The sequence below is a fragment of the Paenibacillus sp. FSL F4-0087 genome (genome assembly GCF_038020215.1).
Lineage (GTDB): Bacteria > Bacillota > Bacilli > Paenibacillales > Paenibacillaceae > Paenibacillus > Paenibacillus taichungensis.
In genome coordinates, this window is sequence record NZ_JBBODJ010000001.1 from 2,861,947 (window position 1) to 2,884,207 (window position 22,261).

Here is a 22,261-nt window from a genome sequence, read left to right on the forward strand (position 1 = left end):
TATGCTGTATTTGCTTCAATTTGTGATGGGAGTTTTATTGATATTCTCCTTTATGGGTTACATGCAGTTTGTTCGAAAGGCACTATCGATACGTTGGGAGTTCATCCCTGTATTTGTGTTTTCCTCCATAGCATGTATTGTCTTTCTTAGCGGTTTGGCAGGGCAGCTCTACATTGGCAGCCTTGTCCTTCTTTTCGTCGGATTACTATTGTATGGAGGAATGGTGTTTCTCGGAATGCGCCGAGGAGCATCCTTTCGCATTTCTTTTTCCTTATTCCAGTTTTCATTCCTGGCAGGGACGTTCATTTTCTTGCTGGTACTCTTCCATAATCAACTAACGCACTACGATAATTTTTCCCACTGGGCGATTGTCTTGAAGCAGATGCTCAGCACAGATACTTTTCCGACACCGGATTCGAACCTAATTGATTTTAAAAATTATCCGCTAGGGACCTCATCATTTATTTATTACGTCTGTCGCTTCATGGGACATTCCCAGTCCGTGATGCTCCTGGCACAAGGTCTGCTCATCTTTTCCTGTTTTTACGCCATGTTTGGCATTGTATCCGAGAAGAAACGTTTTCTGCTGTATGCATTTCTTGGACTCGGGTTATCTACACTTTCTTTCTTCAACCTAACGATTCGGATTACCAACCTGCTTGTGGATTTCTTGCTTCCTATCTATGCGCTCGCCATCCTGGCGGTCATATACCAATATCGTCATGATATCAAGCGAGCATGTATCATCATGCTCCCACTTGCAGGCGTGCTGACGGTCATTAAAAGCACAGGCATTATTTTCGCAGCCATCAGCCTGATCTTCCTGGTGTATACATGGCTAAAACACAGACAAAAGTTCAGTTGGAAAACTGCGCTGGCTGTTATTGGCACCATCTGCGGTTCACTGATTCCATACTTCGGCTGGAGCTGGCGGATGGCAACGGTGTTTCAGGGCGTCGATAACAAATTCGATGTGGCCACTTCCGGAATTCAATCCGGCAAAACGGCGGAGCAGATGCATGAGATTCTGTGGCTGTTCTTAAAATCGAGTACGGATATTACGACACGGCCGGTCATCGGTATTGTCATTTTCGAGATTGTAGCGATTGCGGCTTCGATATTTGCCTATGTGGTGCTCAAGAAGAAGTGGAATTTGTGGAAAGCACTGATTGCACTGGATGTTGTATTGCTGCTGTATTATGCAGGCATTCTGGCGCTGTATCTCTTCTCCATGCCGATGGATGAGGCGATCGTACTGGCAGGTTTTGAGCGTTATGCCTCGAGTATTGTGGTGCTGTTCGCGGGCGGGCTGGTGCTGTGTGCTGCAATCGACCTGGAGCGTTCATTCCACTATCGGATTGGTGAAGTGCCTGATTATCAAGCCTTTAAGACGGTCGAGACGAAGGGGCACTATCAAAAAGGAATCATCGGCTGTATGGCGATTGCGGCGACCATCCTTTTATCGGAATACAACGGGATTGTCTCGATTGCTAAAACCTACGATACAACGCTCCCTTACAAAATCCATGCGATTACCGGCGATCGCTGGTATAAAGATGGGCAGGAGGACAACAACAGATATCTGTTCTACGCCTCGGATAGGGACCAGCAGGTCACGAATTATTACATGCAGTATGTCGGGAAGTATTTCTTGTATGCTCCACATGTGGACGGGATCGTGTTGTTCTATGAGGATAATATGGACAACCTCCTGAGTGGCTACGATTATCTGGTCGTCGTGGAGACGGATCGTAACGCAAAGTGGTTGCTGAAAAAGCACTATGGCATTGACATGCAAGAGGGGATCTACAAGATTACCCGTTCCGGAGAACAGATCATTCTTACGCTGACTTGAGATCTATAGAGTGGATTCTGATTCGGTCAAAATTCTTGGTATAATGTAAATAGCCTGGAAATGAAGGGACTGAACTATGCGCAGATATCAATATCTTAAACCTAACTATTAAATCCTAATGGAGGTAAAAGTATTGATTACAGAGTTACACACAGAACGTTTACAATTGAGAAAAATGAAGGTGTCGGATTCTTCGAGCTTGTTCACCGTTTGGTCTGATCCCGAGGTTACTAAATTTATGAATGTTAGTTGTTTTACTGACGTAGAGCAAGCGAAAGAAATGATCAAACTTCTGGATGATCTCTCTCAAGATCGTAAGGCTATCCGTTTCTCCATAATTAAAAAAGAGTCCAACGAGATTATAGGTTCTTGCGGTTATAATTCTTTGGATTTTGACAACTTAAAAGCAGAAATTGGATATGATATTGCTAAATCATCGTGGGGAAGAGGATATGCTTTAGAGGCGGTCTCTACTTTGGTAGATCATGCATTCTCATCTTTAAAACTGAACCGAGTCGAAGCAAAGGTTGATCCCGAAAATGTGAATTCGATAAAGCTCTTACAAAAGCTCCGTTTCACATTAGAAGGAACATTTAACGATCTCCATATGTATTCAAGGTTAGTAGATACATGAGTTTTATATAAAATTTAAAGAGGCCGTTCCGTAGCTGGAATGGCCTCTTTGTTAATATACAGAGAAACGGGTGAGTCACGCGGTGTCTCATAGGCGAGTTATTCAATGAAGTTTTTCGTTGCGTGATACATATTTTCTGCGTATTCATCGACTTCATCTCGGGACATGCGCAAACGAACGATAGAGGTACCATAGCCAATTTCCTTATGACCCTCCTGTAATCCTTCGAAAATTCCATCTGCAAAGGCATCCAATGGTTCTCCATGCGTGTGCAGTCCTGCTCCACCAAGATCTGTAATTACTGCTGGAGGAGCAACTTCAATGACCTCTACAGACGTATCTGAAAGCTGGTGTCTCAGGCTGATCGTAAAGGAGTGAAGTGCCGCTTTGGTTGCTGAGTATATCGGAGCAATGGCAAACGGTGTAAAGGCTAATCAGGAGGTCACGTTAATCATCGTCGCCTCTTCTTTGGTTGCAAGATAAGGAGCGAACAGCATGGATAGATGAAAAGGAGCCTCAATATTCGTTGTAATTTCTTTGGCAAAATAACTCCAATCATTCTTCGCATCCGCTGTCAGCATATTAAAACGTTGTTGGATACCAGCATTGTTGACTAACACATTTACTTCCGGATAGTTCGCGGTTACCCAATCAAACAACGCTACCCGCTCCGATTCAATATTCAGATCATTCACATACGTAACAAGGCCCGGGTGTGTTTCTTTCGCATGTTGAAGTACAGCTTCACGTCGTCCAGTAACAATGACTGTATTTCCAGCTCTTAAGAAGCGTTCTGCAAATGCTAACCCGATCCCAGAGCTTCCGCCGGTAATGAGTACTGTATTTCCCGAAAGTTTCATTATAGTATCTCTCCTCTTAGGTATCTTTTTCTTCGTTTCTTTCCTGTATTTGACGGGTGTAACGTGTAATTTTAAAATCAATGCCCTTCAGGGATTCCTGCATCAACGAAATTTCATCCAGCACAGCTTGCTTGTGATTTTGCATCATTTCAAGCCTGTCCTCGAGCGTACAGTTCCCTTCGATGATCCAGTCCATATATTGCTTTATTTGACTAATGGGCATGTGCGTGTTTTTTAAACAAACAAGGGTTTCTAATAAGGCCATCTGAACTTCTGAAAATAATCTCCTGCCAGCATCATCACGCTCCATCATGGGCAGAAGTCCTTTTTTCTCATAAAAACGTAACGTTGAATCTGGAATATTCAATTGGGCTGAAGCTTCGCTAATGGAAAAATACTTCATGTTGGAGACCTCCAAATAGGTGTTAACTCTGTCGACAGGAATAGCATACGACTTAAACTATGGTTTAAGTCAATAAGGTAATTAAATTTCTCTTTAGGATGGGATATACCTCACGGGTAAAGGAAAATCGGACTCAGATATAGCTTATAACTATAACCTGCTATAGCTCTTTCATAGAACATTAAATCCGATCGGATATGTTATATTTAATCTTATAATTAATTTACGGGGAGATTAAATGATGAGCATTCAAACAGAACCTAAACAGCGGACCGTCACTCCATTTCGATATGATATTGTAGGCAGTTTCTTGCGCCCAAGCGCGTTGAAAGAGGCGAGAGCGAAATACCAAAACGGTGAAATTACTTCTGGGCAACTAGAGGAAGTAGAAAACGCTGAAATTGTGAAGCTCGTGCAAAAACAAAAAGAAGTTGGCCTTCAAGCTGTAACGGACGGAGAATTCCGTCGCTCTTGGTGGCATTTGGACTTCTTCTGGGGACTTGACGGTGTTGACCGGACCATCATTGATCAAGGCTATGAGTTTAACGGTGCCAAATCCAGACCCGAAACAGCACGTCTGACGGGCAAAGTAAGTTTCAGCAGCCATCCGTTTGTTTCACATTATGCATTCTTAAAAGGTGTCGCTGGCGATGACGTCGTTGCGCGACAATCCATTCCTGCTGCAGCACAGTTCCTGTTTGAATTGGACCGGGCAGAAAATAAAGAAAGTACGCAAGCCATTTACCCGAACCGGGAAGAGTTGCTTACGGATATTGCTAAAGCTTACAAAGAGGCGATTCTGGCTTTGTATGAAGCGGGCTGCCGCAGCATTCAAATTGACGATTGCACGTGGGGAGCACTCTGCGACCAGCAGTTCATGGCATTCATGGAGCAGATTGGCGTAAATGTGGCCGATTATGCGAACGAACTTGCGAAGTTGAACGAGGAAGTTGTATCCGGTTTGCCGGAGGACCTCGTCGTAACGACGCATGTATGCCGTGGGAATTACGTATCAACATATGCCGGTGTCGGTGGAGGTTATGAGCCGATCGCGCAAACGCTCCTGAACATTGATAACTACTCCGGTTACTATCTGGAGTTTGATACCGAACGGGCAGGCGATTTCAAACCACTTCGTTTCCTGAAGGACAACCAACAGGTCGTGCTTGGGCTGTTCTCTTCCAAATTTGGTGAGCTTGAAAACAAGGAAGATATTCTTAAGCGTATCGAGGAAGCGAAGCAATATGTGGATCTGGACCGAATTTGCCTGAGCCCGCAATGCGGATTCGCTTCCACGGAAGAAGGAAACCATCTGACAGAAGAGCAGCAATGGCAGAAGCTTGCGTTTATTAAAGAAATTGCTGAAGAGCTCTGGAAATAGTCCATAAGCTGAAAGCATATTTTCAACCGAAATTAGCCGTACGGATATTGATCCGTACGGCTAATTTGCATTTTGAGCCGTGCCCTAGTATGGCCATTAATGGGTTTATGTTGTTGGGAATCGTTTATTTCAAATTTTCATATTATATAGGCAGTTAAATGAGATACAATGCTATTATAGATAAGGGCATCCAGTTGGATGCCTTTAAATATAGGAATGAAAAGGACTACATACATACCGAAGGTGTCGACATTAATTTAAAGTGGTGAGTGGATGAAAGAATTGTACAGTCAGGTGAACCGAAAAACATATTATATTTCGATGTTAACTCTCATTGCTCTTATGTTATCTGGATTAATCCTATCGACGACAGAATTAAGCGGAATTACAGTGGGGTATGTTATCCATTTTTTTTGTGTGGCCATTCTAGCGGTTTGTTTGTTGATCTACCCCAAGCATGAAACCTATGTTTTCAGAAAGATCATCATCCTGTTTGGCTTTGCTTATTTCTATACCATGTTCTTCTTATATCCAGAGACCTGGACTACGTACATTCTCATTTGTTTGATTCCCTTACTTGCCATTTTGTTTTTTGATTTAAAATTGTTTTATTTCTCCATCATTCTGAATGGAGTTTTAATTGTGATCACGTTTGGCTATATCATTCTGATTGATCAAGGTAAAATATATTCGTATGTACATCATGACATCGTGGGGAACCTCATTAATATTATAGCGAGTCAGGTATTATTATTTCTCATTTTCCATTTGTCCTTTAGTCGTATGAAAAAGCAGCAGCTCTATCATGAACAATTACAACAATCGGAGCGTTTAAAGATGATAGCCCATTTGACGGCAGCTGTGGCGCATGAGATTAGAAATCCAGTCACCGTTGTCCGAGGTTTTTTGCAGTTATACAGAGAAGATCCTGCATTTGATGATCCAATCAAAAAGAAGTTTAATTTAATGATTGATGAGTTAAATACCGTTGAACAGATTACCTCTCAGTTTCTAACCCTTTCCAAGCCCAATAGAGATCAGCAACCAGAAAAAGTGGATGTGAACGATGCTCTTCAGAGCGTGACAGGTCTGGTTCGTTCCTATGCGATGTTATCTGATAATCAGCTGAATATCGAGGCAGAGGAGAATTGCTTCATTTTTATTAATCCAATCGAGTTTAAGCAGCTGATGATGAATCTAATTAAAAACGCTTTGGAAGCCTCGACTATGGGGAAACCCGTCACTGTGATTGCCAAGAGGAATCATCATTATATCGAGATCAAAATCATTGATGAAGGAAGTGGAATGTCAGAGGATGAGGTGAAGTCACTCGGGACTCCGTTTTACTCATTAAAAAGTAATGGAACCGGATTAGGATTAATGATCTGTTTTAATATTGTAGAAAAATATGACGGGGAAATTAATTATGAAAGTACGAAAGGTGTTGGAACAACCGTTACGGTACGTTTCTTGGCTACGGATGGGAAGTAAAGGATACATGAAGGGTCTTATGTTAAAAGCTTACGATAAATGAAGGGCAAGTTAGCGTCAGTCGTGACAACGGCGCTAACTTGCCCTTTTAAGGTTAGAGATCTGTTGGGTTTAAATCCTGTTAGGAAGTTACCTCATGATTCACATGATATCGCCCTTTTGGTACAACCATCGGAGATCCCGAAATCGGGTCATCAATTACCGTGCAGTCCAGGCCGAAGATGTCTTTGACCCGTGTGCTTGTAATGACCTCTGAGGGTACTCCTTCAGCGACCAGCTTACCTGTATGAAGTGCGAAGATATGATCTGCATAACGTGCGGACAAGTTGATGTCATGAAGCACCATGACGATCGTTGTTCCGTGTTTCCGATTAAGCTCCGTGAGCAGGTCAAGAATCTCGACTTGATAGGTGATATCCAAAAAGGTTGTTGGCTCATCGAGAAACAGGATGTCCGTTTGTTGCGCTAATGCCATGGCTATCCAGACACGTTGTCGTTGGCCGCCTGAGAGCTCATCAATATTATGATTGGCAAACTCGGTGATATTCATGATGGTCATTGCTTCGGCAACGGCCTCGTAATCCTTTTTGGTCCAGCCACTGAACAAGGATTGGTGAGGAAACCGTCCTCTGCCGACCAGATCTGCTACAGAGATCCCTTCCGGGACAATGGGAGACTGGGGTAGCAGCCCCACCACACGAGCTAACTGCTTGGGTGGGATTTTGGATAGGGGCTTACCGTCTAAAGTGACCTTGCCGGATATGGGCTTGATGAGCCTGGCCATCGTTTTAAGAAGCGTGGACTTACCGCATCCGTTGGATCCGATAATAACGCTTATCTTATGACTGGGTATAACGAGGTCCACACCATGTATAATCGTTTTGTTCTCATAGCCTGCGACGAGTTGTTCGGCTTGAAAAACATGTGTTGCTTTCATTATAGTTCCCCCTTTCGATTCATTCGGATTAACAGGAAGATCAGATAAGGCGCTCCGAGTAATCCGGTAATGATGCCTACGGGGAATCTGTACTCAAAAGCAAATTGTCCGATAAGATCGGATGCCAGGACAAGGTTGACGCCAACAAGACCTGCCGGAATAATATTGGAGGAGCCCACACCGACGAGTCTTTTGGCAATAGGGCCCGAAAGGAATGAGACAAAAGCGATCGGGCCTGTGGTAGCCGTAGCAATCGCAACCATACAGACAGAGCTTACAATAAGTGCAATTCTGGTCTTGTCCGTGTCTACACCCAGAGAAAATGCCGATTGTTCTCCAAGCTCCAATATGCTGAGATGTTTGCCCAGCAAGATGATGATCGGCGAACAGATGATGACGGTGATCACAAGAGGCGGAAGCTCGTGCATCTGTGAACCGTTAAGACTACCTGTGAGCCATCTGAGCGCTGAGGGAACATCCTTCTCAGAACTAACCAGAAGAAGATAGGAGATGACAGCATCAAGCATCGCTTGTATGCCGATACCGATCAGGATCAATCGTCCGATGGAAAATACTTTTCCTCTTGATAGTACATAAATGAACAGAACGGTGACCAGGCCTGCAATTACCGCAGCGAAGGACACGACGGCTCCACTTGCATGAAGAATGACGATGCAAAAAACAGCAGCAGCACTTGAACCAGACGTGATCCCGATGACATTGGGGTTTGCAAGGGGATTCCGCAACATGGTCTGGAACGTGTAACCTGCAATACCGAACGCAAATCCGGCAAAAAGGCCGGTCAGCATTCTGGGTAGACGTATGGTACTCACGGCAAAAGAGACACCCTTGATTTTTTCACCGGAAAGGGCTTGAATGACGTCCTTCACCGGATATATCGTGTTTCCTAATAAAAGCATGGCGCAGCATAGAATGCATGCCAGTACGGCAAGGAGACTAGTGACAAGGATCCATCGGCGGCGTCTTTGACGTCTTCCCGCCATAATAAATTCAATAGAATGGTTGGTCATAATGAACGCACTTTCGATCGCATAGCTAGAATAATGAGTATGGGAGCACCTATAAATGCAGTCACTACGCCGACTTCAAGCTCGCCAGGGTTACTAATGAGTCTGCCCCCTACATCGGAGATCGTCAGAATGATCGCACCAGCAATGGCTGACATGGGTATGACGAAGCGTAAATCAGGCCCAATAATAAGGCGTATGACGTGAGTGGATAACAATCCGATAAAACCAATAGGTCCAGCCAGAGCGGTAGCCGCTCCGCATAACAGTACACCCGCAAGGGCGGAAATAAGCCTCAGTGTTCCGGTTCGAACGCCCAATCCCGTAGCCACATCATCTCCCAGCGCTAACGCGTTAAGTGCCGGAGCGGTAATAAACGCAATGAGAATTCCGATGATCAGAAATGGAATGAATGTGCCGATCCCACTCCAGGTTGCCGAGCCGACGCTTCCCACTTGCCAAAACCTGAATTGGTCCATGACATACGAGCGGGGAATCATGATGGCGGTGACCAGAGATGAAAGAGCAGCGCTTACAGCAGCACCTGCCAAAACAAGCTTAATGGGCGTGGCGCCGCCACGCCCCATAGAGCCGATTCCGAATACAAACACTGCAGTAATCGCAGCCCCAGCCAAAGCCAGCCATATATATTGCCCCGCGCTGCTGATGTTCAGGAACGCAATGCCGCATACCACAAACAAAGATGCGCCTGTGTTAACACCCAATATACTTGGATCAGCAAGCGGGTTGCGTGTGACGGCTTGCATAATTGCTCCCGATACTCCGAGTGCCACCCCACATAATAAACTGAAGACAGTTCGGGAAATCCGCTTGCGCACGATGTTTGCCCCATAGGAGTCTACTTCCGGGTGAAATAATCCGTCGATTAGTTCATGAAACCCCACTGGCCGAGAACCGAGGACCAGTGAGGCTACCACACTTACGATGAGCAGGATAAAGCAGATGACCAGAACCAGCCCGAAATTTTTCGGGATATTCAAGCGTGGTTGATTGTTATTCGGAATCGATGAACTATTCATTTAATTTATCAATAGCTCCGCCGATCAGTTTCAGATAATCATCGATCGTATAAGAGATCGACAGTGGGTTTGGCGTTCCAGCAGCAACCAAAGGTGTATCTGCTTCAATGAATGCTACTGAACCACGTTTAACTGCTGGAATTTTACCAAGAAGCGGATCAGCCTGAAGAGCTTGCAACAACTCGGCATTTCCGTATCCAACAAGGATATCCGCATCATTAAGGGCTTCAGCATTCTCAGCACTTAGACTTAGGGAGTAGCTGTTAGGGTCCGTAATTTGGCTAGTGATGCTTTCTGGAACAACCAGTCCCAACTCATTCAGGAATGAGACGCGGGAGTCTACAGGTGTATAAATATGCAGTTTAGACATATCTTCAGCTGAGAAGTTTACCCAAACCACTTTTTTGTCTTTAATCTGAGGATAGGCGCTTACTTTTTCATTAATCATAGCCTCAGTGTCTTTAATCAGTTGCTCGCCTTCTGCTTTCATGCCCATACCTTCGGAATTGAAGAGAACCTGTTCACGCCAAGTTGTTGCCCAAGGAGCAGTCGGATAAGCTACAACTGGAGCAATCTCACTAAGAAGATCGTAATCTTCCTGAGTAATACCGGAGTAAGCTGCAAGAATAACATCCGGGTTGGAATCGGAAATGGCTTCAAAATCAAGACCGTCTGTGTCCTTGAAAACATTCGGGTCTGTTACGCCGAGATCTTCGAGTTTTTTCGCAGTCCAAGGCAGCAATCCGCTGTCATCTTGAACGCCGAAGTTTGCCGCCGAGAAGCCTACAGGAACTTGTCCAAGAGCGAGAACGACATCATGGTTAGCCCATTGAACCGTAGCTACACGTTCAGGCTTTTTCTCAATAACGGTTTCTCCCAAAGCATGCTTGATCGTAATCGGATATTCGGTATTCTCATCTTGAGCGGCTGGTGTTTCGGTCGTTTCGGTCGTTGCTGAATCACTCGCAGCCGGACTCGCTGCAGGAGTTGCTGGCTTGCTTCCACAACCTACCAGGGCTAGGATCAGCACTACCGAAATAAGTAGTGTCATTAAAGAGAGCTTTCTTTTCGTGTTCATGTGTTTCCCCTTTCTAATCTGTAATATATTTGTTGAATCTGACTTTCAGGCTGTGAAAACTCATCAAAGCAGATGAATATAAAACGTTTTACATATGAGAATGATTATCAACATCAATAAATATATCTTTATTTGAAAGGGAGTGTCAATGAAAAATTTGTAAATGGTAACCTCCGGTTAAGTATCAATTTCTTCATTAAACAAGTGAAAAAGTTTAGAAAAACAGACGCAAAAAGCTCCGTCCAACATATTGGTGGATGGAGTCGTGATACTCACAAACTGTGTAGAGCTTTTCGTCGAACTCAAGTTTAATATTTGCCTGGATAGATAAAGGGTTATACCTTAATTTACATCAACCAAACCTCGGTCCCAATACTATTCCAGCACAATTTCTTTGACTGTCTCTCCCTCAATCAGCACGGACTGGTAGTAAGTGTTGGTGGGAAGATCCATTTTGCCCTGCAGTTTCTTGATGCCCAAATCTGCCGTTTCAGGGTCTACTGTTCTGGTTGTGGAGATGGCGGCGATTTGACGAAACGTATTCATCATGGACAAAGTTGTAGAAAGGAGGTACCATCGTAAAAGATGTAGTTTTCTGGGAATTTCATATAAACATATGACACATAATCTAAGATGCTTAAAGGAGACTGAAATGCCTACTCAATTCGTAAAAAATATGATTGTATTTTGTTTGGTTCTCATATTATTACCGGCAACAACCATGTCGGCTGCACCTGTTATTAAAGATGTGGCTCTGTCAAAAGTTATTCGGGCAACATTGAAGATATCATCTAAAAAAGAAGTCAAGACGAGCGATCTGAAGAAATTAAAATCGTTATATGCCGAGGATACCAAAAACAAGATTTCCAATTTGCAAGGACTTGAACATGCCGTTAACCTAGTGGATTTAATTATGCCTGGTCATAGAATAAAAAATATTACATCGCTCAGCAAGTTGAAAAAACTAGAGTTTTTAGTTCTTGAAGGGAATCAGATCTCAGATCTATCCCCACTCTCCGGGTTAAGTAATCTAGAAAGTCTCTTGATTAGTGGTAATCAAATTAAAAATCTAACACCATTGAAAAATTTACATAAGTTGACCAGTTTGCTTGCCAGTGGCAATCAGGTAGCAGACATAAGTCCTCTTCAGAAAATAAATCTAGAGTGGATCATTATGGATGGAAATAAAATTCAGGATTTAAGTCCGTTAAAGAACCATCCGACATTGGAGTATCTTTATGTGGAGGATAACCTCATTCAAGATATTGCAGTGCTCGACACCATACCCCATTTAATAGAGGTATCGTTGGCCGGCAATCCGTTGAATGAACAGGCGGAGCAGGTTATAAAAAAACTGGAGAAGAAAGGTGTCATTGTAAGTTTGGAATATGAAAATGAAGCTGAAACGAAGTAGATTCAGTTTCTCCTCGGTGGGAGTAATTTAATCACTTATATATGGATAGAGGCCGTTGAACAATTCAACGGCCCTTTTTTCATGCTTAGTCCCAATACTATTCCAACTCAATCTCTTTTACTGTCTCACCCTCAACCAGCATGGGCTGGTAGTAGGTGTTGGTGGGCAGATCCTTTTTGCCTTGTAGTTTCTTGATGACCCAATCCGCAGCGTCACGGCCCATTTGCTCTTGGGGATGAGTTAACGTCGTGAGTTTGATGTTGGCGTTCTTGGCGATATAAGAATTATCCTGGCCGATAATGGATAACTCGTCTGGAATGGAAATGCCCAGCTTTCTACATGCATGTACGACTTCTAGCCCCACCTCATCGTTGTAACAGACAAGGGATGTTAGCGCATCTCTGTTTTCCTCCAGGAACACCTCCAGATTAGTGGAGAGGTCCGGCTTCGATGCCGTATCGAACGAAAGCACTTGCTCGGGATGAAACCGCAACTTGGCTTCGCCCAGCGCTTTGATATATCCCTTCATCCGATATTTCCCTTGTAAATCATCCATTTTCGCGATAATGCCGATCTGGCTATGTCCCTTGGCGATCAGTTCCCGAGTAGCTAGGTAGCTGGACTGCACGTCATCCAGACAGAAGAAAGGCACCTCCAGCTCTTCATAAAAGGCATTAATCATTGTAAACGGTACATCCTGCTCTTTAAAGGAAAGGTAGTACGCTATGTTGGGGTTGTACAGATTACTCTTGGTCGGTTCGACGATCAGGCCATCCACACCGTAAGAGAGCATCATCTCTAGCGCTTTTTTCTCTTGTGCAACGTCGTTGTTGGTGCTGGCTAACAGCAACGAATAATTGTCTTCATTTAATCGGCCTTCAATGCCGCGGATGATGGAGGGGAAGATGTAATCGGAAATATACGTCGTGATGACGCCGATTGTTTTTTTCATCGTGTTCCCGCCGGTTCTGGATCGATACAGATTGCTTACATAGGTGCCGGAACCTTTCTCACTTCTCAAAAAGCCCTCGTTTGATAGCTCCAAAATGGCCTTTCGCACCGTCTGGCGGCTCACGTTGTAACTGTCCTGAAGTGCGGATTCGGTAGGGATTTGTTCGCCTACGCTATAGGTTCCCGATAGGATATTGCTTTTGATATCGTCAATGATGACCTGATACTTTGGCTTCACGCAGTCCACTTCTTTCATCGTTACTTATCTATAAAAAACATCGTCATATTCATAGTTGTACGTACATATTTTATCATGATTCGAATGGAATGGCTATGTAACAGCGAGTTTTACAGAATAAACCGTACAATTCCCATCCTTAAACAGAAATGTGTACCCTACAAAATAACCTTTTAAGCACAGAAATGAGATCGTTTAGACGTTATATCTTAACTAATGTAAGTATAACTATTATATATTATTGACAAATGTACGTACAAAAAAATATACTAAGGCTGTCAGAAAAGGAAAGCGCATTCTTTTCAATAAACCGAAATATGAATCCAATTTAATCATCTTTAAGCCAATTATATTTTTACTTTTACCTAATGTGGTCAGAGAGGGGACTACGTGATCATGAGTCATGTGGATATGAAAGAAGCGATTACCAGGGGAGCCACTTCACTAGGCATCGAATTTGGATCGACGCGGATCAAGGCGGTGCTGATTGACGAACGTTTTGAGACCATCGCGTCAGGCAGTTATGAATGGGAGAACCTCCTGAAAGACGGATATTGGACGTACAACCAAGAGGATATTATCACAGGTCTTCAGACTGCGTATCGTGAGATGAAGCAAGACGTAGAGCGGAAATACGGAATCACGTTGCAAACGGTAGGTTCCATCGGATTCTCCGCTATGATGCATGGATATATCGCATTGGATAGCGAAGGAGAACTGCTGGTACCGTTCCGGACGTGGCGTAACGCGACCACCGGGAGGGCTGCGAGGGAGCTGACGGATCTTCTACAGTTCAATATACCGGAACGTTGGAGCATCGCTCATTTGTACCAAGCGATCTTGAACGAAGAGACCCATGTACCTCGCATCGATCACCTGACAACTCTGGCTGGTTACATACACTTGCTGCTGACGGGCAATAAAGCCATCGGTATCGGCGATGCTTCCGGCATTTTCCCAATCGACGAGTCTACGCATAACTATCACCCATCCATGATCAAGCAGTTCGATGAACTGATCGCAAGTAAAGGTTATCCGTGGAAGGTCGAGGACCTTCTTCCCAAGGTTTATCTCGCTGGTGAGAATGCTGGTGAGTTAACCGAAGCGGGAGCCAAGCTACTCGACCCTTCGAATGATTTGCAGTCAGGCATTCCGCTCTGTCCGCCAGAAGGCGATGCCGGAACGGGCATGGTAGCAACGAATAGCGTGAGGAAGCGTACGGGCAACATCTCCGTCGGCACGTCCGTTTTCGCAATGATCGTCTTGGAGAAGGAATTATCCAAAGTGTATCCCGAGATCGATATGGTTACGACGCCGGACGGCAGTCCGGTAGGCATGGTGCATGCCAATAACTGCTCCAGCGACATCAACGCCTGGCTTGGATTATTCCGTGAATTTTCAGAGGCGATGGGATACGAAGTGGATACTGGCAAATTGTTCAGCGTGATGTTCAATAAGGCGTTGGAAGCTGACCCGGATGGTGGCGGTTTGCTGAGCTACGGTTATTACTCGGGTGAAAACATTACGGGCATCGACAAAGGCCGTCCATTGTTCGTCCGCTCACCGGAAAGCAACTTCAATCTGGCGAACTTCATGCGTACACATCTGTTCACCGCGTTTGGTGCACTCAAGCTCGGCATGGACATTTTGACGAAGAACGAGCATGTGGCGATTGACAGCATTTTGGCTCATGGTGGTCTGTTCAAGACCCCTGTCGTCGGTCAGCGGATTGTAGCCGCAGCGATGAACGTGCCGGTGTCAGTCATGTCTACAGCGGGTGAAGGCGGCGCATGGGGTATGGCGCTTCTGGCCTCGTACATGATCAACAAAGATCAGCAGGAGAGTCTGGATGTGTTCCTAGAGCAGAAGGTCTTCAGCGATGTCCAGGGTGAGGAAGTTTCGCCGGATGCATCGGATGTCAAAGGGTTTGAAGCATTTATCGAACGCTACCGGAATGGGCTTGCGATTGAGCAGGCAGCTGTAGATCATCTGGTAGAGAACGGGAGGGAATAACGTGTTAGAACAACTGAAAGAAGAGGTTTATGAGGCGAATCTGGAACTGCCGAAGCACGGACTCGTGAAGTTTACATGGGGTAATGTCAGCGCGATGGATCGGGATAGTGGCCTGTTTGTCATCAAACCGAGCGGTGTCAGCTATGACAAGATGAAGCCAAGCGACATGGTTGTGGTGGATCTGGACGGCAATGTGGTGGAGGGCGAAATGAGACCTTCTTCTGATACCGCGACTCACGCGGTGCTGTACAAACATTACCCGGAAATCGGTGGTATTGTGCATACTCATTCCACCTGGGCGACCATCTGGGCGCAAGCTGGTCTGGACGTACCCGTGATGGGGACGACGCATGCTGACACCTTCTATGGTGCCGTACCTTGTGCCCGTTTCTTGAACCAGGATGAAGTTGATCGCGGATACGAAGCGGAGACGGGCCGCCTCATTATTGAAACATTTGAACAGCGCGGGCTGGATGTGATGGCAATCCCGGCAGTTCTGCTTCATGGACATGCGCCGTTTACATGGGGGAAAGACGCCAAGTCGGCGGTAGTGAACAGCGTCGTGCTGGAGGAAGTGTGCAAAATGAACCTGTATGCGCGGCAATTGAATAACTTTGCAAAAGAACTGCCGCAAGGCATTTTGGATAAACATTATTTGCGGAAACACGGAAAAGACGCCTATTACGGACAGAAGTAATTTGGTTATGTAGCGATCGGTTCATAATAATTCAAGCGAATAAGTTGTTTGTTACTACTACCAATGAAGTTGTATCAAACTTTTACACGATAACAGAGAGTGCAGTACTAATCTGTAGAAGCGAAGCGCTCGCCTTTATAACCGGATATCATCCTTATTAAAATTGATCAAAGAAATCCGGGGATAACCAGCGATCGGAAGATGGTACTGCAATCGGAGTGGTAAGTGTAACCCATTTGTTCAACTATAAAAATGAAATGAGGATGAATATATGTCAGCAACAGCAGCTAAACAGTTTTGGTTCGTCGTAGGTTCGCAGCATCTGTACGGGGAAGAAGCGCTGGGTGAGGTTAAAGCCAACGCACAGAAAATTACGGATGCCCTTAATGCAAGTGGCGTTCTGCCATACCCGCTCGTATTGCAGGATTTGGCCGTAAGCGCAGATAAAATCACGAGCATTATGAAAGAAGTGAACTATCGCGACGAGGTGGCGGGTGTGATCACCTGGATGCATACGTTCTCGCCTGCGAAAATGTGGATTCGGGGTACGAAATTGCTGCAAAAACCGTTGCTTCATCTCGCGACACAATTCAATGAAAGCATTCCATGGGCGACCATCGACATGGATTTCATGAACTTGAACCAAGCGGCTCACGGTGATCGCGAATATGGCTTCATCAATGCACGTCTGAAAAAACAAAACAAAATCGTGGTTGGCTACTGGGAGCGCCCGGAAGTGCAACAGCAGGTTGCAGACTGGATGGACGTAGCGGTTGCCTTTAACGAAGGCTTCAACCTCAAAGTTGCTCGCTTCGGAGATAACATGCGCAACGTTGGCGTGACCGAAGGCGATAAAGTGGAAGCACAGATCCAATTCGGATGGACAGTCGATTATTTCGGTATCGGCGACCTCGTGCAATACGTGAATGCCGTAACGGAGCAAGAAATCGATGAACTAATCGCTCAGTATGCAGAGCTGTATGAATTCGATCATGGCACGAACAGCAAAGAAGCTTGGGAAGCTAGCGTACGTGTACAAGCAAGTTATGAAATTGCGATCAAACGTTTCCTGGACGAGGGTGGATACAGTGCCTTCACCACGAACTTCGAAGATCTGCATGGCATGAAGCAGCTTCCGGGTCTGGCTGTTCAACGCCTGATGGCCCAAGGATACGGCTTTGCTGGAGAGGGTGACTGGAAAACGGCTGCACTCGATCGCCTGCTCAAAGTCATGGCCCATAACGAGAACACGGGCTTCATGGAGGATTACACGTACGAGATGGCAGCTGGTCAAGAGGCTATCCTTCAATCCCACATGCTTGAAGTTGACCCGACACTCGCCAGCAACAAACCTAAAATCATCGTGTCCCCACTGGGTATTGGCGATCGTGAAGATCCTGCACGTCTCGTATTCGATGGCAAAGCAGGAGAAGGTGTCGTGGTATCCATGGCAGACTTCGGAACGCATTACAAACTGTTGATCAACGAAGTATCCGCATTCGAGCCAACGGTTCCAGCACCTAATCTGCCGGTAGCACGTGTATTGTGGAATGTGAAGCCTAACTTCCAGGATGGGGTTAGAGCTTGGATTGAGAATGGCGGCGGTCACCATACCGTAGTATCTTTGAACCTGACTACTGATCAAATCGTGACCTATGCGAAATTGGTGAACCTGGAGTACGTTGTGATTAAATAGTTTTGTTATTCAGGAACTTATACAAATTCTTTCCTTATGGCCGGGGGGTTCCCCGGCCCTTTGTCTTGCCATGAGGCGCATGGTGTATGGCCTGAAACGGATCTTGTGCTCTCTCCAATACAAAGGATAACGTTAGTACCGTCGTCTACGCTCTATTTTGCTATAATAGCCCAAAGGAGGTTATCTATTCATGATACATACCCAAGAAAGTTTGCTCCACCAACTGCGCCAGCTTGGCATTGACGATCAAGGGACGCTGCTCGTTCACTCTTCCATGAAAAGTATGGGCGAAGTCGAAGGCGGTGCGGATACGGTGTTGGATGCATTGACCGAGTATATGAAGGACGGACTGCTGGTATTGCCAACCCATACATGGTCCACGATCAATGCGGACAATCCGATGTTCCACGTGGAATCTTCGCCATGCTGCGTCGGTATTCTTCCAGAACTATTTCGCAAACGACCTGAAGTAGTACGTTCTTGGCACCCTACACATTCGGTAGCCGCTCTGGGACACGACGCCGAAGCATTTACGAAGGACGATCATCTTTTCGATACACCATGCGCACGAGGCTCAGCCTGGGGCAAGCTGCTTGATCGGAAGGCAACCATCTTGTTGGTCGGCGTTGATCTGAAACGGAACACGTTTATCCATGGTATCGAAGAATGGGTCGACATCCCGGGCAGATTAACGGATGAGCCTGAGATGTTACGCACGGTTTTATCCGATGGAACCGAAATTTCGGTGCCTTCCCGGAGACATTGCGGATTATCGTGGTCAGAGCATTTTTGGAAAGTGGATGACGTTCTAGAACGTAAAGGTGCGATGCATAAGGGACAGCTTGGCGATGCGATTGTCAGAGTGTGTGATGCAGCCTTGTTGACGGAAGTGATCACAGGCATGCTCCAAGATAATCCGGATTTGTTCTCTGACAATTTGCCTTTGGCTTCTGTACACGAATGAGGAGAGGGCCGTCCGGTGACGGAGGGCTCTACATACGTACCTGCTTGCCTCTTACGACAGCTAACAAGGTCTTCTTTCCTCCCGGTTTACATCTAAACGTTCAATTTCATTCACAAAAACGCAAAAATTGCGCAAAATTCAATCAGAGGTTGGTTGGTTTGCCATTGTATGGGCTACTCACCCCATTAGCGGTGTGATAAGATGTGGTTAAATTAACCAATAGCAATAATATAGAAATATCTTTTATAGGTTTATCGAAGGTTCACATAGCGTTAAGGAATAACCCAGTTCAATACTATCTTCGTTGTCGCATGCAAAAAGGAGAAGATTCGTGAGCCCATTAGTATGGTATGATCTCTTTCTATTCGTCCTATTGTTTGGTGTATACGTATATGTTTTTGCAACGGTTAGAATTACGAACTTACATAAGGTTTACTTTTTGTTTCATGGGTTGATGATGCTCTGGCCATTCTGTCAATTTGCGAGTACGTTGACGAAGGACCCCGGCTTGCAGTTGTTCTATGTTACGTTATCTTTTGTCGCCGTTTCCTTACTAGGGAGTGGTTGGCTGCTGCTTACGATCTTCATTACGGGTGAAGCGGAGCGATTAGGCCAAAAAAAATCCTTCCTATTGTTCATCCCTGCGGTTATTGGAGCGGTTGGCGTGGTCCTGAACCCGTGGGGCTGGTTTGTAACTCCGCTGGAAGGCGGTTATATCGAGCGGGAATATGGACACTGGTTCTGGGTTGTCATGGCTATACTCGTGAGTTACTTTGTAACGTCCCTCTTTATTTTATTCCGGGCACTTTATTCTTCTCGAACGTCCTCCATGATTAAAAATCAGGTGAAAGTTACGCTATGGGGCATATTCGTGCTGGCTGCTTTTGCAACAATCGATGCTCTGCTTAATGTGGTTCTAAGAGCGTATTTACCGTTCATCATTCCCGGACTGACTTCGCTGGGGATTTTCGTGTCCGACCTTTTCTTCGTCTATGTTATTAAAAGGTACAATGTGTTGGATCTGGTTTCCATCGCCCATGAGGATGTAATCAATACCATTCCTTACGGCATCCTTGTACTGGATGAGAATGAGATGATTATTGAATTGAACAAAGCCTCCCGATCCTTCATGGATCTGCATGTGGGGGATTCTTTTGATATGGAGGCATTCCTGGGTTCTGTTCGTGTTGAGGGCAGCCGCCAGAAGTTTCTGGAGGAGTATAAGCAAAAGGACAATACCTTGTCTCAAATTGAAGTACTCGTGGGGCGGGATGACATCCGTCACTATATCCTCCAAGCGTCTCCCATTGTTGATGCTGCTCGCGCGCCCATTGGTCATATCCTTACGTTCCAGGATGTCTCTCAAGAGCGCTTCTATGTAAAAGAAATGAATCGGCAGAATGAGACGCTTCAGGAGCGTAATCATGCCCTGGATCGGATTCGCCTGGAGTTGTCCGAGGCCAATCGCAAGCTGGAAGAACTCGCCCTGACGGACAGTCTAACCAACTGCTATAACCGTCGTTATCTGACCCAACATCTGAATCACGAGGTCATCACCAACATTCAATATAAAACGCCGTTTTCACTCATACTGCTGGATATTGACTACTTCAAAGCGATCAATGATCGCTACGGACATGTCATCGGCGATGAAGTGCTGCATCGTACAGCTCAGGCTGTCAAAGAATCCATTCGGAGCACCGATATTCTAACGCGATATGGCGGGGAGGAATTTATGATCTACCTTCCGCACACGGAGCATGACGTGGCTAATCAAATTGCAGAACGCGTGAGATTGTCGGTGGAGTCAAACCTCATTGTGGTGGATCACGAGATTGAACAGGTGTCCATTACGATCAGCATAGGCATTCTGTCGATTGAGGATTTTGAATTGGAGCATGTACCGGATAACCCGGAGGGATATCTGATTCAGCTGTTCGCTGCGGTAGATAAGGCATTGTATCAGGCGAAGCAGAATGGGCGTAATCGGATTGAATTTGCGGAGTTTGAGCGGGTTGTTTTGTAGATTCATGAAATTAAAAAAGAGTGTGAGGGTTACTCCACTCTTTTTGATTTCGATGCTGATGTGTTTAATCAGAGCTTTTTTGTAGCTTTTCTATAGTATTCAGAATCTCTTTATTGATTTTCGTTAATGATGCGATTTCATCTGCGCTTTTACCACTTATTAATGTTATATGTTCATCCAAAGCTCTTTTGTACTCGGATTCTTCGTTGAATTTGAAGATTTCTTCAGCCGGAACCTGAAATCCATTTATTATTTTTTCTAGAGTCTCCAGAGAAATATTTCGATCTCCCCGTTCAACCCCACCAATATAGCTGTAATGAAGACCTGCTGCTTCTGCTAGTTGTTCTTGAGTCCAACCCTTGGCCTTTCTTAACTCGCGTATTCGATTCCCTACACTTTCTGGTAAATTCATATGATCACCTCCACTTAAGGTTAGAAGAGGTTATAGAATCGTTACAGACTAACAGATACAAATTGATTGTGAATATAATAGTACTTATAAGTACAATTTATATTGATCTTCTTTTGATTTAACTATACAATTATTTGATAATGGATAATTAAGGAGGAATCCCTTTTGCGAACTTCTATCCTGAAATCACTTAAACCGGACATTATTGTTGAAATGTTGGACATGGCTTATGCTTTTGAAAATTGGAGCAAAGTGATGGAGAGGGCGGACATGTTGTACCAGTGTGTGCAGTGCATCCATGAAGAGCGACAGGAGCATCGAACCAAGGGGTTACCTTTACCCTATATTCATACCGAGCGTCCGTTTATCTATTATCACGGGTTCAGTCTCCAAATGCGGGGCGTGGCTCACCAGAAGATGGGGGAGGTAGATCAGGCGCGGGCGTGTATTGACCAGTATGCAGAGCTGGGCTGGATGGAAGAGCTGGATGAGACGGGAAGGCAGGTAATGCAGGAGTTTAGGCATCGAGCACAGGTGAATCGGTATGCGCTGGAGATTGAAGCAGGGCATGCAGAGATGCTGGAGGAGTATGTGAATATTCTGCTAGAGCATCCAGAGGAATGTATAGCAGGACTGAGAACGATTGTGGAGGCGGCGGTTCGGTATCGTTGGCAGATTGATCGAGTTTTACATATATTTGCGAGTCAGGTTCAGGTTGTCGGCAGAGAAATAGGTTCTTCAAACAACGTAAATATGTACCATTACTGTTATCACCGGGCTTTATACGAACAATGCATGGGAAGGCAAAAGAAAGCGGTGGAGTTCATTTTGCAGGCAATCAGATTAGCAGATGAGCTTGAGATGAATCGGTATTTCAAAAAATGCTTGGCCCTATTGGAATCGTTGCGGGAATGTGCGACGGAGGAGCAGGTTGGGCGGTATCGGGCGTTTTTGGAGGAGATAGGGTAAGGGGATTATTGGCTGATGATAAGTGCTTTGAAATGGGTAAAGGCATATAGGACCATAGCACCGATGAGGGGTACAGCATCTGTTTTAAAATGGTCAAATCAGGATGTTAGCCGGATGGTCTGTATTAAAAACTTCTGCTAACATAGGTTAATCATATATTAAATGAGCGGAGAA

At 45.2% G+C, this 22,261-nt stretch carries 18 protein-coding genes and 3 pseudogenes; 12 read left to right on the top strand and 9 right to left on the bottom strand.

Translation table 11 applies throughout. From position 1 onward, the window contains the following. Position 1 precedes the first annotated feature (1 nt). On the top strand, positions 2 to 1,855 hold the full coding sequence (locus tag MHB84_RS13400; protein WP_076287215.1) for a hypothetical protein: 1,854 nt from the start codon (positions 2 to 4) through the stop codon (positions 1,853 to 1,855). A 133-nt stretch (positions 1,856 to 1,988) separates the two neighbouring features. Beyond that, positions 1,989 to 2,489: a GNAT family N-acetyltransferase gene (locus MHB84_RS13405; protein ID WP_076287216.1), complete on the top strand. Its 501-nt coding sequence runs from the start codon at positions 1,989 to 1,991 to the stop codon at positions 2,487 to 2,489. Between the two features lie 98 nt (positions 2,490 to 2,587). Here MHB84_RS13405 and MHB84_RS13410 read toward each other — a convergent pair. Both MHB84_RS13410 and MHB84_RS13415 read right to left on the bottom strand, forming a co-directional pair. Next, positions 2,588 to 3,349 (bottom strand): annotated as a pseudogene (locus tag MHB84_RS13410) (SDR family oxidoreductase). 16 nt (positions 3,350 to 3,365) lie between these two features. After that, on the bottom strand, positions 3,366 to 3,752 hold the full coding sequence (locus MHB84_RS13415) for a MerR family transcriptional regulator (protein ID WP_076287217.1): 387 nt from the start codon (positions 3,750 to 3,752) through the stop codon (positions 3,366 to 3,368). Between the two features lie 238 nt (positions 3,753 to 3,990). Between MHB84_RS13415 and MHB84_RS13420 the strand changes: the two genes are divergently transcribed. After that, positions 3,991 to 5,133 (top strand): 5-methyltetrahydropteroyltriglutamate--homocysteine S-methyltransferase, encoded by a 1,143-nt coding sequence (locus tag MHB84_RS13420; protein ID WP_445322106.1) that lies wholly within the window; start codon positions 3,991 to 3,993, stop codon positions 5,131 to 5,133. Positions 5,134 to 5,916: 783 nt separating this feature from the next. Then, positions 5,917 to 6,624, top strand: a complete 708-nt coding sequence (locus MHB84_RS13425; protein WP_341143044.1) for a HAMP domain-containing sensor histidine kinase — start codon at positions 5,917 to 5,919, stop codon at positions 6,622 to 6,624. 121 nt (positions 6,625 to 6,745) lie between these two features. Here the strand turns inward: MHB84_RS13425 and MHB84_RS13430 are convergent, their stop codons facing one another. From MHB84_RS13430 to MHB84_RS13450, 5 genes and pseudogenes are all read right to left on the bottom strand, one after another. Next, positions 6,746 to 7,561, bottom strand: coding sequence for an ABC transporter ATP-binding protein (locus MHB84_RS13430; protein WP_076287220.1), 816 nt, complete (start codon positions 7,559 to 7,561; stop codon positions 6,746 to 6,748). Then, entirely contained in the window at positions 7,561 to 8,592 is a 1,032-nt protein-coding gene (locus MHB84_RS13435) for a FecCD family ABC transporter permease (protein WP_076287221.1), read from the bottom strand. The genes MHB84_RS13430 and MHB84_RS13435 overlap by 1 nt, the downstream gene beginning before the upstream one ends. Then, the gene (locus MHB84_RS13440) at positions 8,589 to 9,629 is read right to left on the bottom strand and encodes a FecCD family ABC transporter permease (protein WP_076287222.1); all 1,041 of its coding nucleotides are present in this window, start codon (positions 9,627 to 9,629) and stop codon (positions 8,589 to 8,591) included. Before MHB84_RS13440 ends, MHB84_RS13435 begins: the two co-directional genes overlap by 4 nt. After that, positions 9,622 to 10,707: an iron-siderophore ABC transporter substrate-binding protein gene (locus MHB84_RS13445; RefSeq protein WP_076287223.1), complete on the bottom strand. Its 1,086-nt coding sequence runs from the start codon at positions 10,705 to 10,707 to the stop codon at positions 9,622 to 9,624. Before MHB84_RS13445 ends, MHB84_RS13440 begins: the two co-directional genes overlap by 8 nt. A gap of 375 nt (positions 10,708 to 11,082) precedes the next feature. After that, positions 11,083 to 11,199 (bottom strand): annotated as a pseudogene (locus tag MHB84_RS13450) (GntR family transcriptional regulator); the annotation flags it as partial. Positions 11,200 to 11,254: 55 nt separating this feature from the next. Here MHB84_RS13450 and MHB84_RS13455 point away from each other — a divergent pair. Further along, positions 11,255 to 12,121 (top strand): leucine-rich repeat domain-containing protein, encoded by an 867-nt coding sequence (locus MHB84_RS13455; RefSeq protein ID WP_083678714.1) that lies wholly within the window; start codon positions 11,255 to 11,257, stop codon positions 12,119 to 12,121. A 97-nt stretch (positions 12,122 to 12,218) separates the two neighbouring features. Here MHB84_RS13455 and MHB84_RS13460 read toward each other — a convergent pair whose 3' ends face one another. Next, entirely contained in the window at positions 12,219 to 13,310 is a 1,092-nt protein-coding gene (locus MHB84_RS13460) for a GntR family transcriptional regulator (protein ID WP_076287225.1), read from the bottom strand. A gap of 411 nt (positions 13,311 to 13,721) precedes the next feature. On the opposite strand from MHB84_RS13460, the pseudogene MHB84_RS31395 reads away from it, so the two are divergent. From MHB84_RS31395 to MHB84_RS13485, 6 genes and pseudogenes are all read left to right on the top strand, one after another. Then, positions 13,722 to 14,417 (top strand): annotated as a pseudogene (locus MHB84_RS31395) (FGGY family carbohydrate kinase); the annotation flags it as partial. 81 nt (positions 14,418 to 14,498) lie between these two features. Next, positions 14,499 to 15,323 carry an FGGY-family carbohydrate kinase gene (locus MHB84_RS31400; protein WP_445322127.1) on the top strand — a complete coding sequence of 275 codons (825 nt, stop codon included), beginning with the start codon at positions 14,499 to 14,501 and terminating at the stop codon, positions 15,321 to 15,323. A gap of 1 nt (position 15,324) precedes the next feature. Next, complete coding sequence (locus MHB84_RS13470) at positions 15,325 to 16,020, top strand: L-ribulose-5-phosphate 4-epimerase (RefSeq protein WP_076287227.1); 696 nt, start codon at positions 15,325 to 15,327, stop codon at positions 16,018 to 16,020. A 271-nt stretch (positions 16,021 to 16,291) separates the two neighbouring features. After that, positions 16,292 to 17,716 (top strand): L-arabinose isomerase, encoded by a 1,425-nt coding sequence (gene araA / locus MHB84_RS13475; RefSeq protein WP_076287228.1) that lies wholly within the window; start codon positions 16,292 to 16,294, stop codon positions 17,714 to 17,716. A 193-nt stretch (positions 17,717 to 17,909) separates the two neighbouring features. Then, positions 17,910 to 18,680 carry an AAC(3) family N-acetyltransferase gene (locus tag MHB84_RS13480; protein ID WP_083678756.1) on the top strand — a complete coding sequence of 257 codons (771 nt, stop codon included), beginning with the start codon at positions 17,910 to 17,912 and terminating at the stop codon, positions 18,678 to 18,680. Positions 18,681 to 19,011: 331 nt separating this feature from the next. Then, positions 19,012 to 20,706, top strand: coding sequence for a histidine kinase N-terminal 7TM domain-containing diguanylate cyclase (locus MHB84_RS13485; RefSeq protein WP_076287230.1), 1,695 nt, complete (start codon positions 19,012 to 19,014; stop codon positions 20,704 to 20,706). 64 nt (positions 20,707 to 20,770) lie between these two features. Here the strand turns inward: MHB84_RS13485 and MHB84_RS13490 are convergent, their stop codons facing one another. After that, entirely contained in the window at positions 20,771 to 21,118 is a 348-nt protein-coding gene (locus MHB84_RS13490) for a helix-turn-helix domain-containing protein (RefSeq protein WP_076287231.1), read from the bottom strand. A gap of 165 nt (positions 21,119 to 21,283) precedes the next feature. Here MHB84_RS13490 and MHB84_RS13495 point away from each other — a divergent pair, with 165 nt between their 5' ends. Next, the gene (locus MHB84_RS13495; protein WP_076287232.1) at positions 21,284 to 22,087 is read left to right on the top strand and encodes a DNA-binding protein; all 804 of its coding nucleotides are present in this window, start codon (positions 21,284 to 21,286) and stop codon (positions 22,085 to 22,087) included. The last annotated feature ends 174 nt before the right edge of the window (positions 22,088 to 22,261 follow it).

Bases quoted from the DNA above. Each gene is read 5' to 3' on its own strand.
- MHB84_RS13425 (WP_341143044.1), top strand. From the start codon at position 5,917: ATGAAAAAGCAGCAGCTCTATCATGAACAATTACAACAATCGGAGCGT.
- MHB84_RS13415 (WP_076287217.1), bottom strand. From the start codon at position 3,752: ATGAAGTATTTTTCCATTAGCGAAGCTTCAGCCCAATTGAATATTCCA.
- MHB84_RS13435 (WP_076287221.1), bottom strand. From the start codon at position 8,592: ATGACCAACCATTCTATTGAATTTATTATGGCGGGAAGACGTCAAAGA.
- MHB84_RS13455 (WP_083678714.1), top strand. From the start codon at position 11,255: ATGGACAAAGTTGTAGAAAGGAGGTACCATCGTAAAAGATGTAGTTTT.
- MHB84_RS13445 (WP_076287223.1), bottom strand. From the start codon at position 10,707: ATGAACACGAAAAGAAAGCTCTCTTTAATGACACTACTTATTTCGGTA.
- MHB84_RS13430 (WP_076287220.1), bottom strand. From the start codon at position 7,561: ATGAAAGCAACACATGTTTTTCAAGCCGAACAACTCGTCGCAGGCTAT.
- MHB84_RS13440 (WP_076287222.1), bottom strand. From the start codon at position 9,629: ATGAATAGTTCATCGATTCCGAATAACAATCAACCACGCTTGAATATC.
- MHB84_RS13420 (WP_445322106.1), top strand. From the start codon at position 3,991: ATGATGAGCATTCAAACAGAACCTAAACAGCGGACCGTCACTCCATTT.
- araA (WP_076287228.1), top strand. From the start codon at position 16,292: ATGTCAGCAACAGCAGCTAAACAGTTTTGGTTCGTCGTAGGTTCGCAG.
- MHB84_RS31400 (WP_445322127.1), top strand. From the start codon at position 14,499: ATGGTAGCAACGAATAGCGTGAGGAAGCGTACGGGCAACATCTCCGTC.
- MHB84_RS13400 (WP_076287215.1), top strand. From the start codon at position 2: ATGCTGTATTTGCTTCAATTTGTGATGGGAGTTTTATTGATATTCTCC.
- MHB84_RS13490 (WP_076287231.1), bottom strand. From the start codon at position 21,118: ATGAATTTACCAGAAAGTGTAGGGAATCGAATACGCGAGTTAAGAAAG.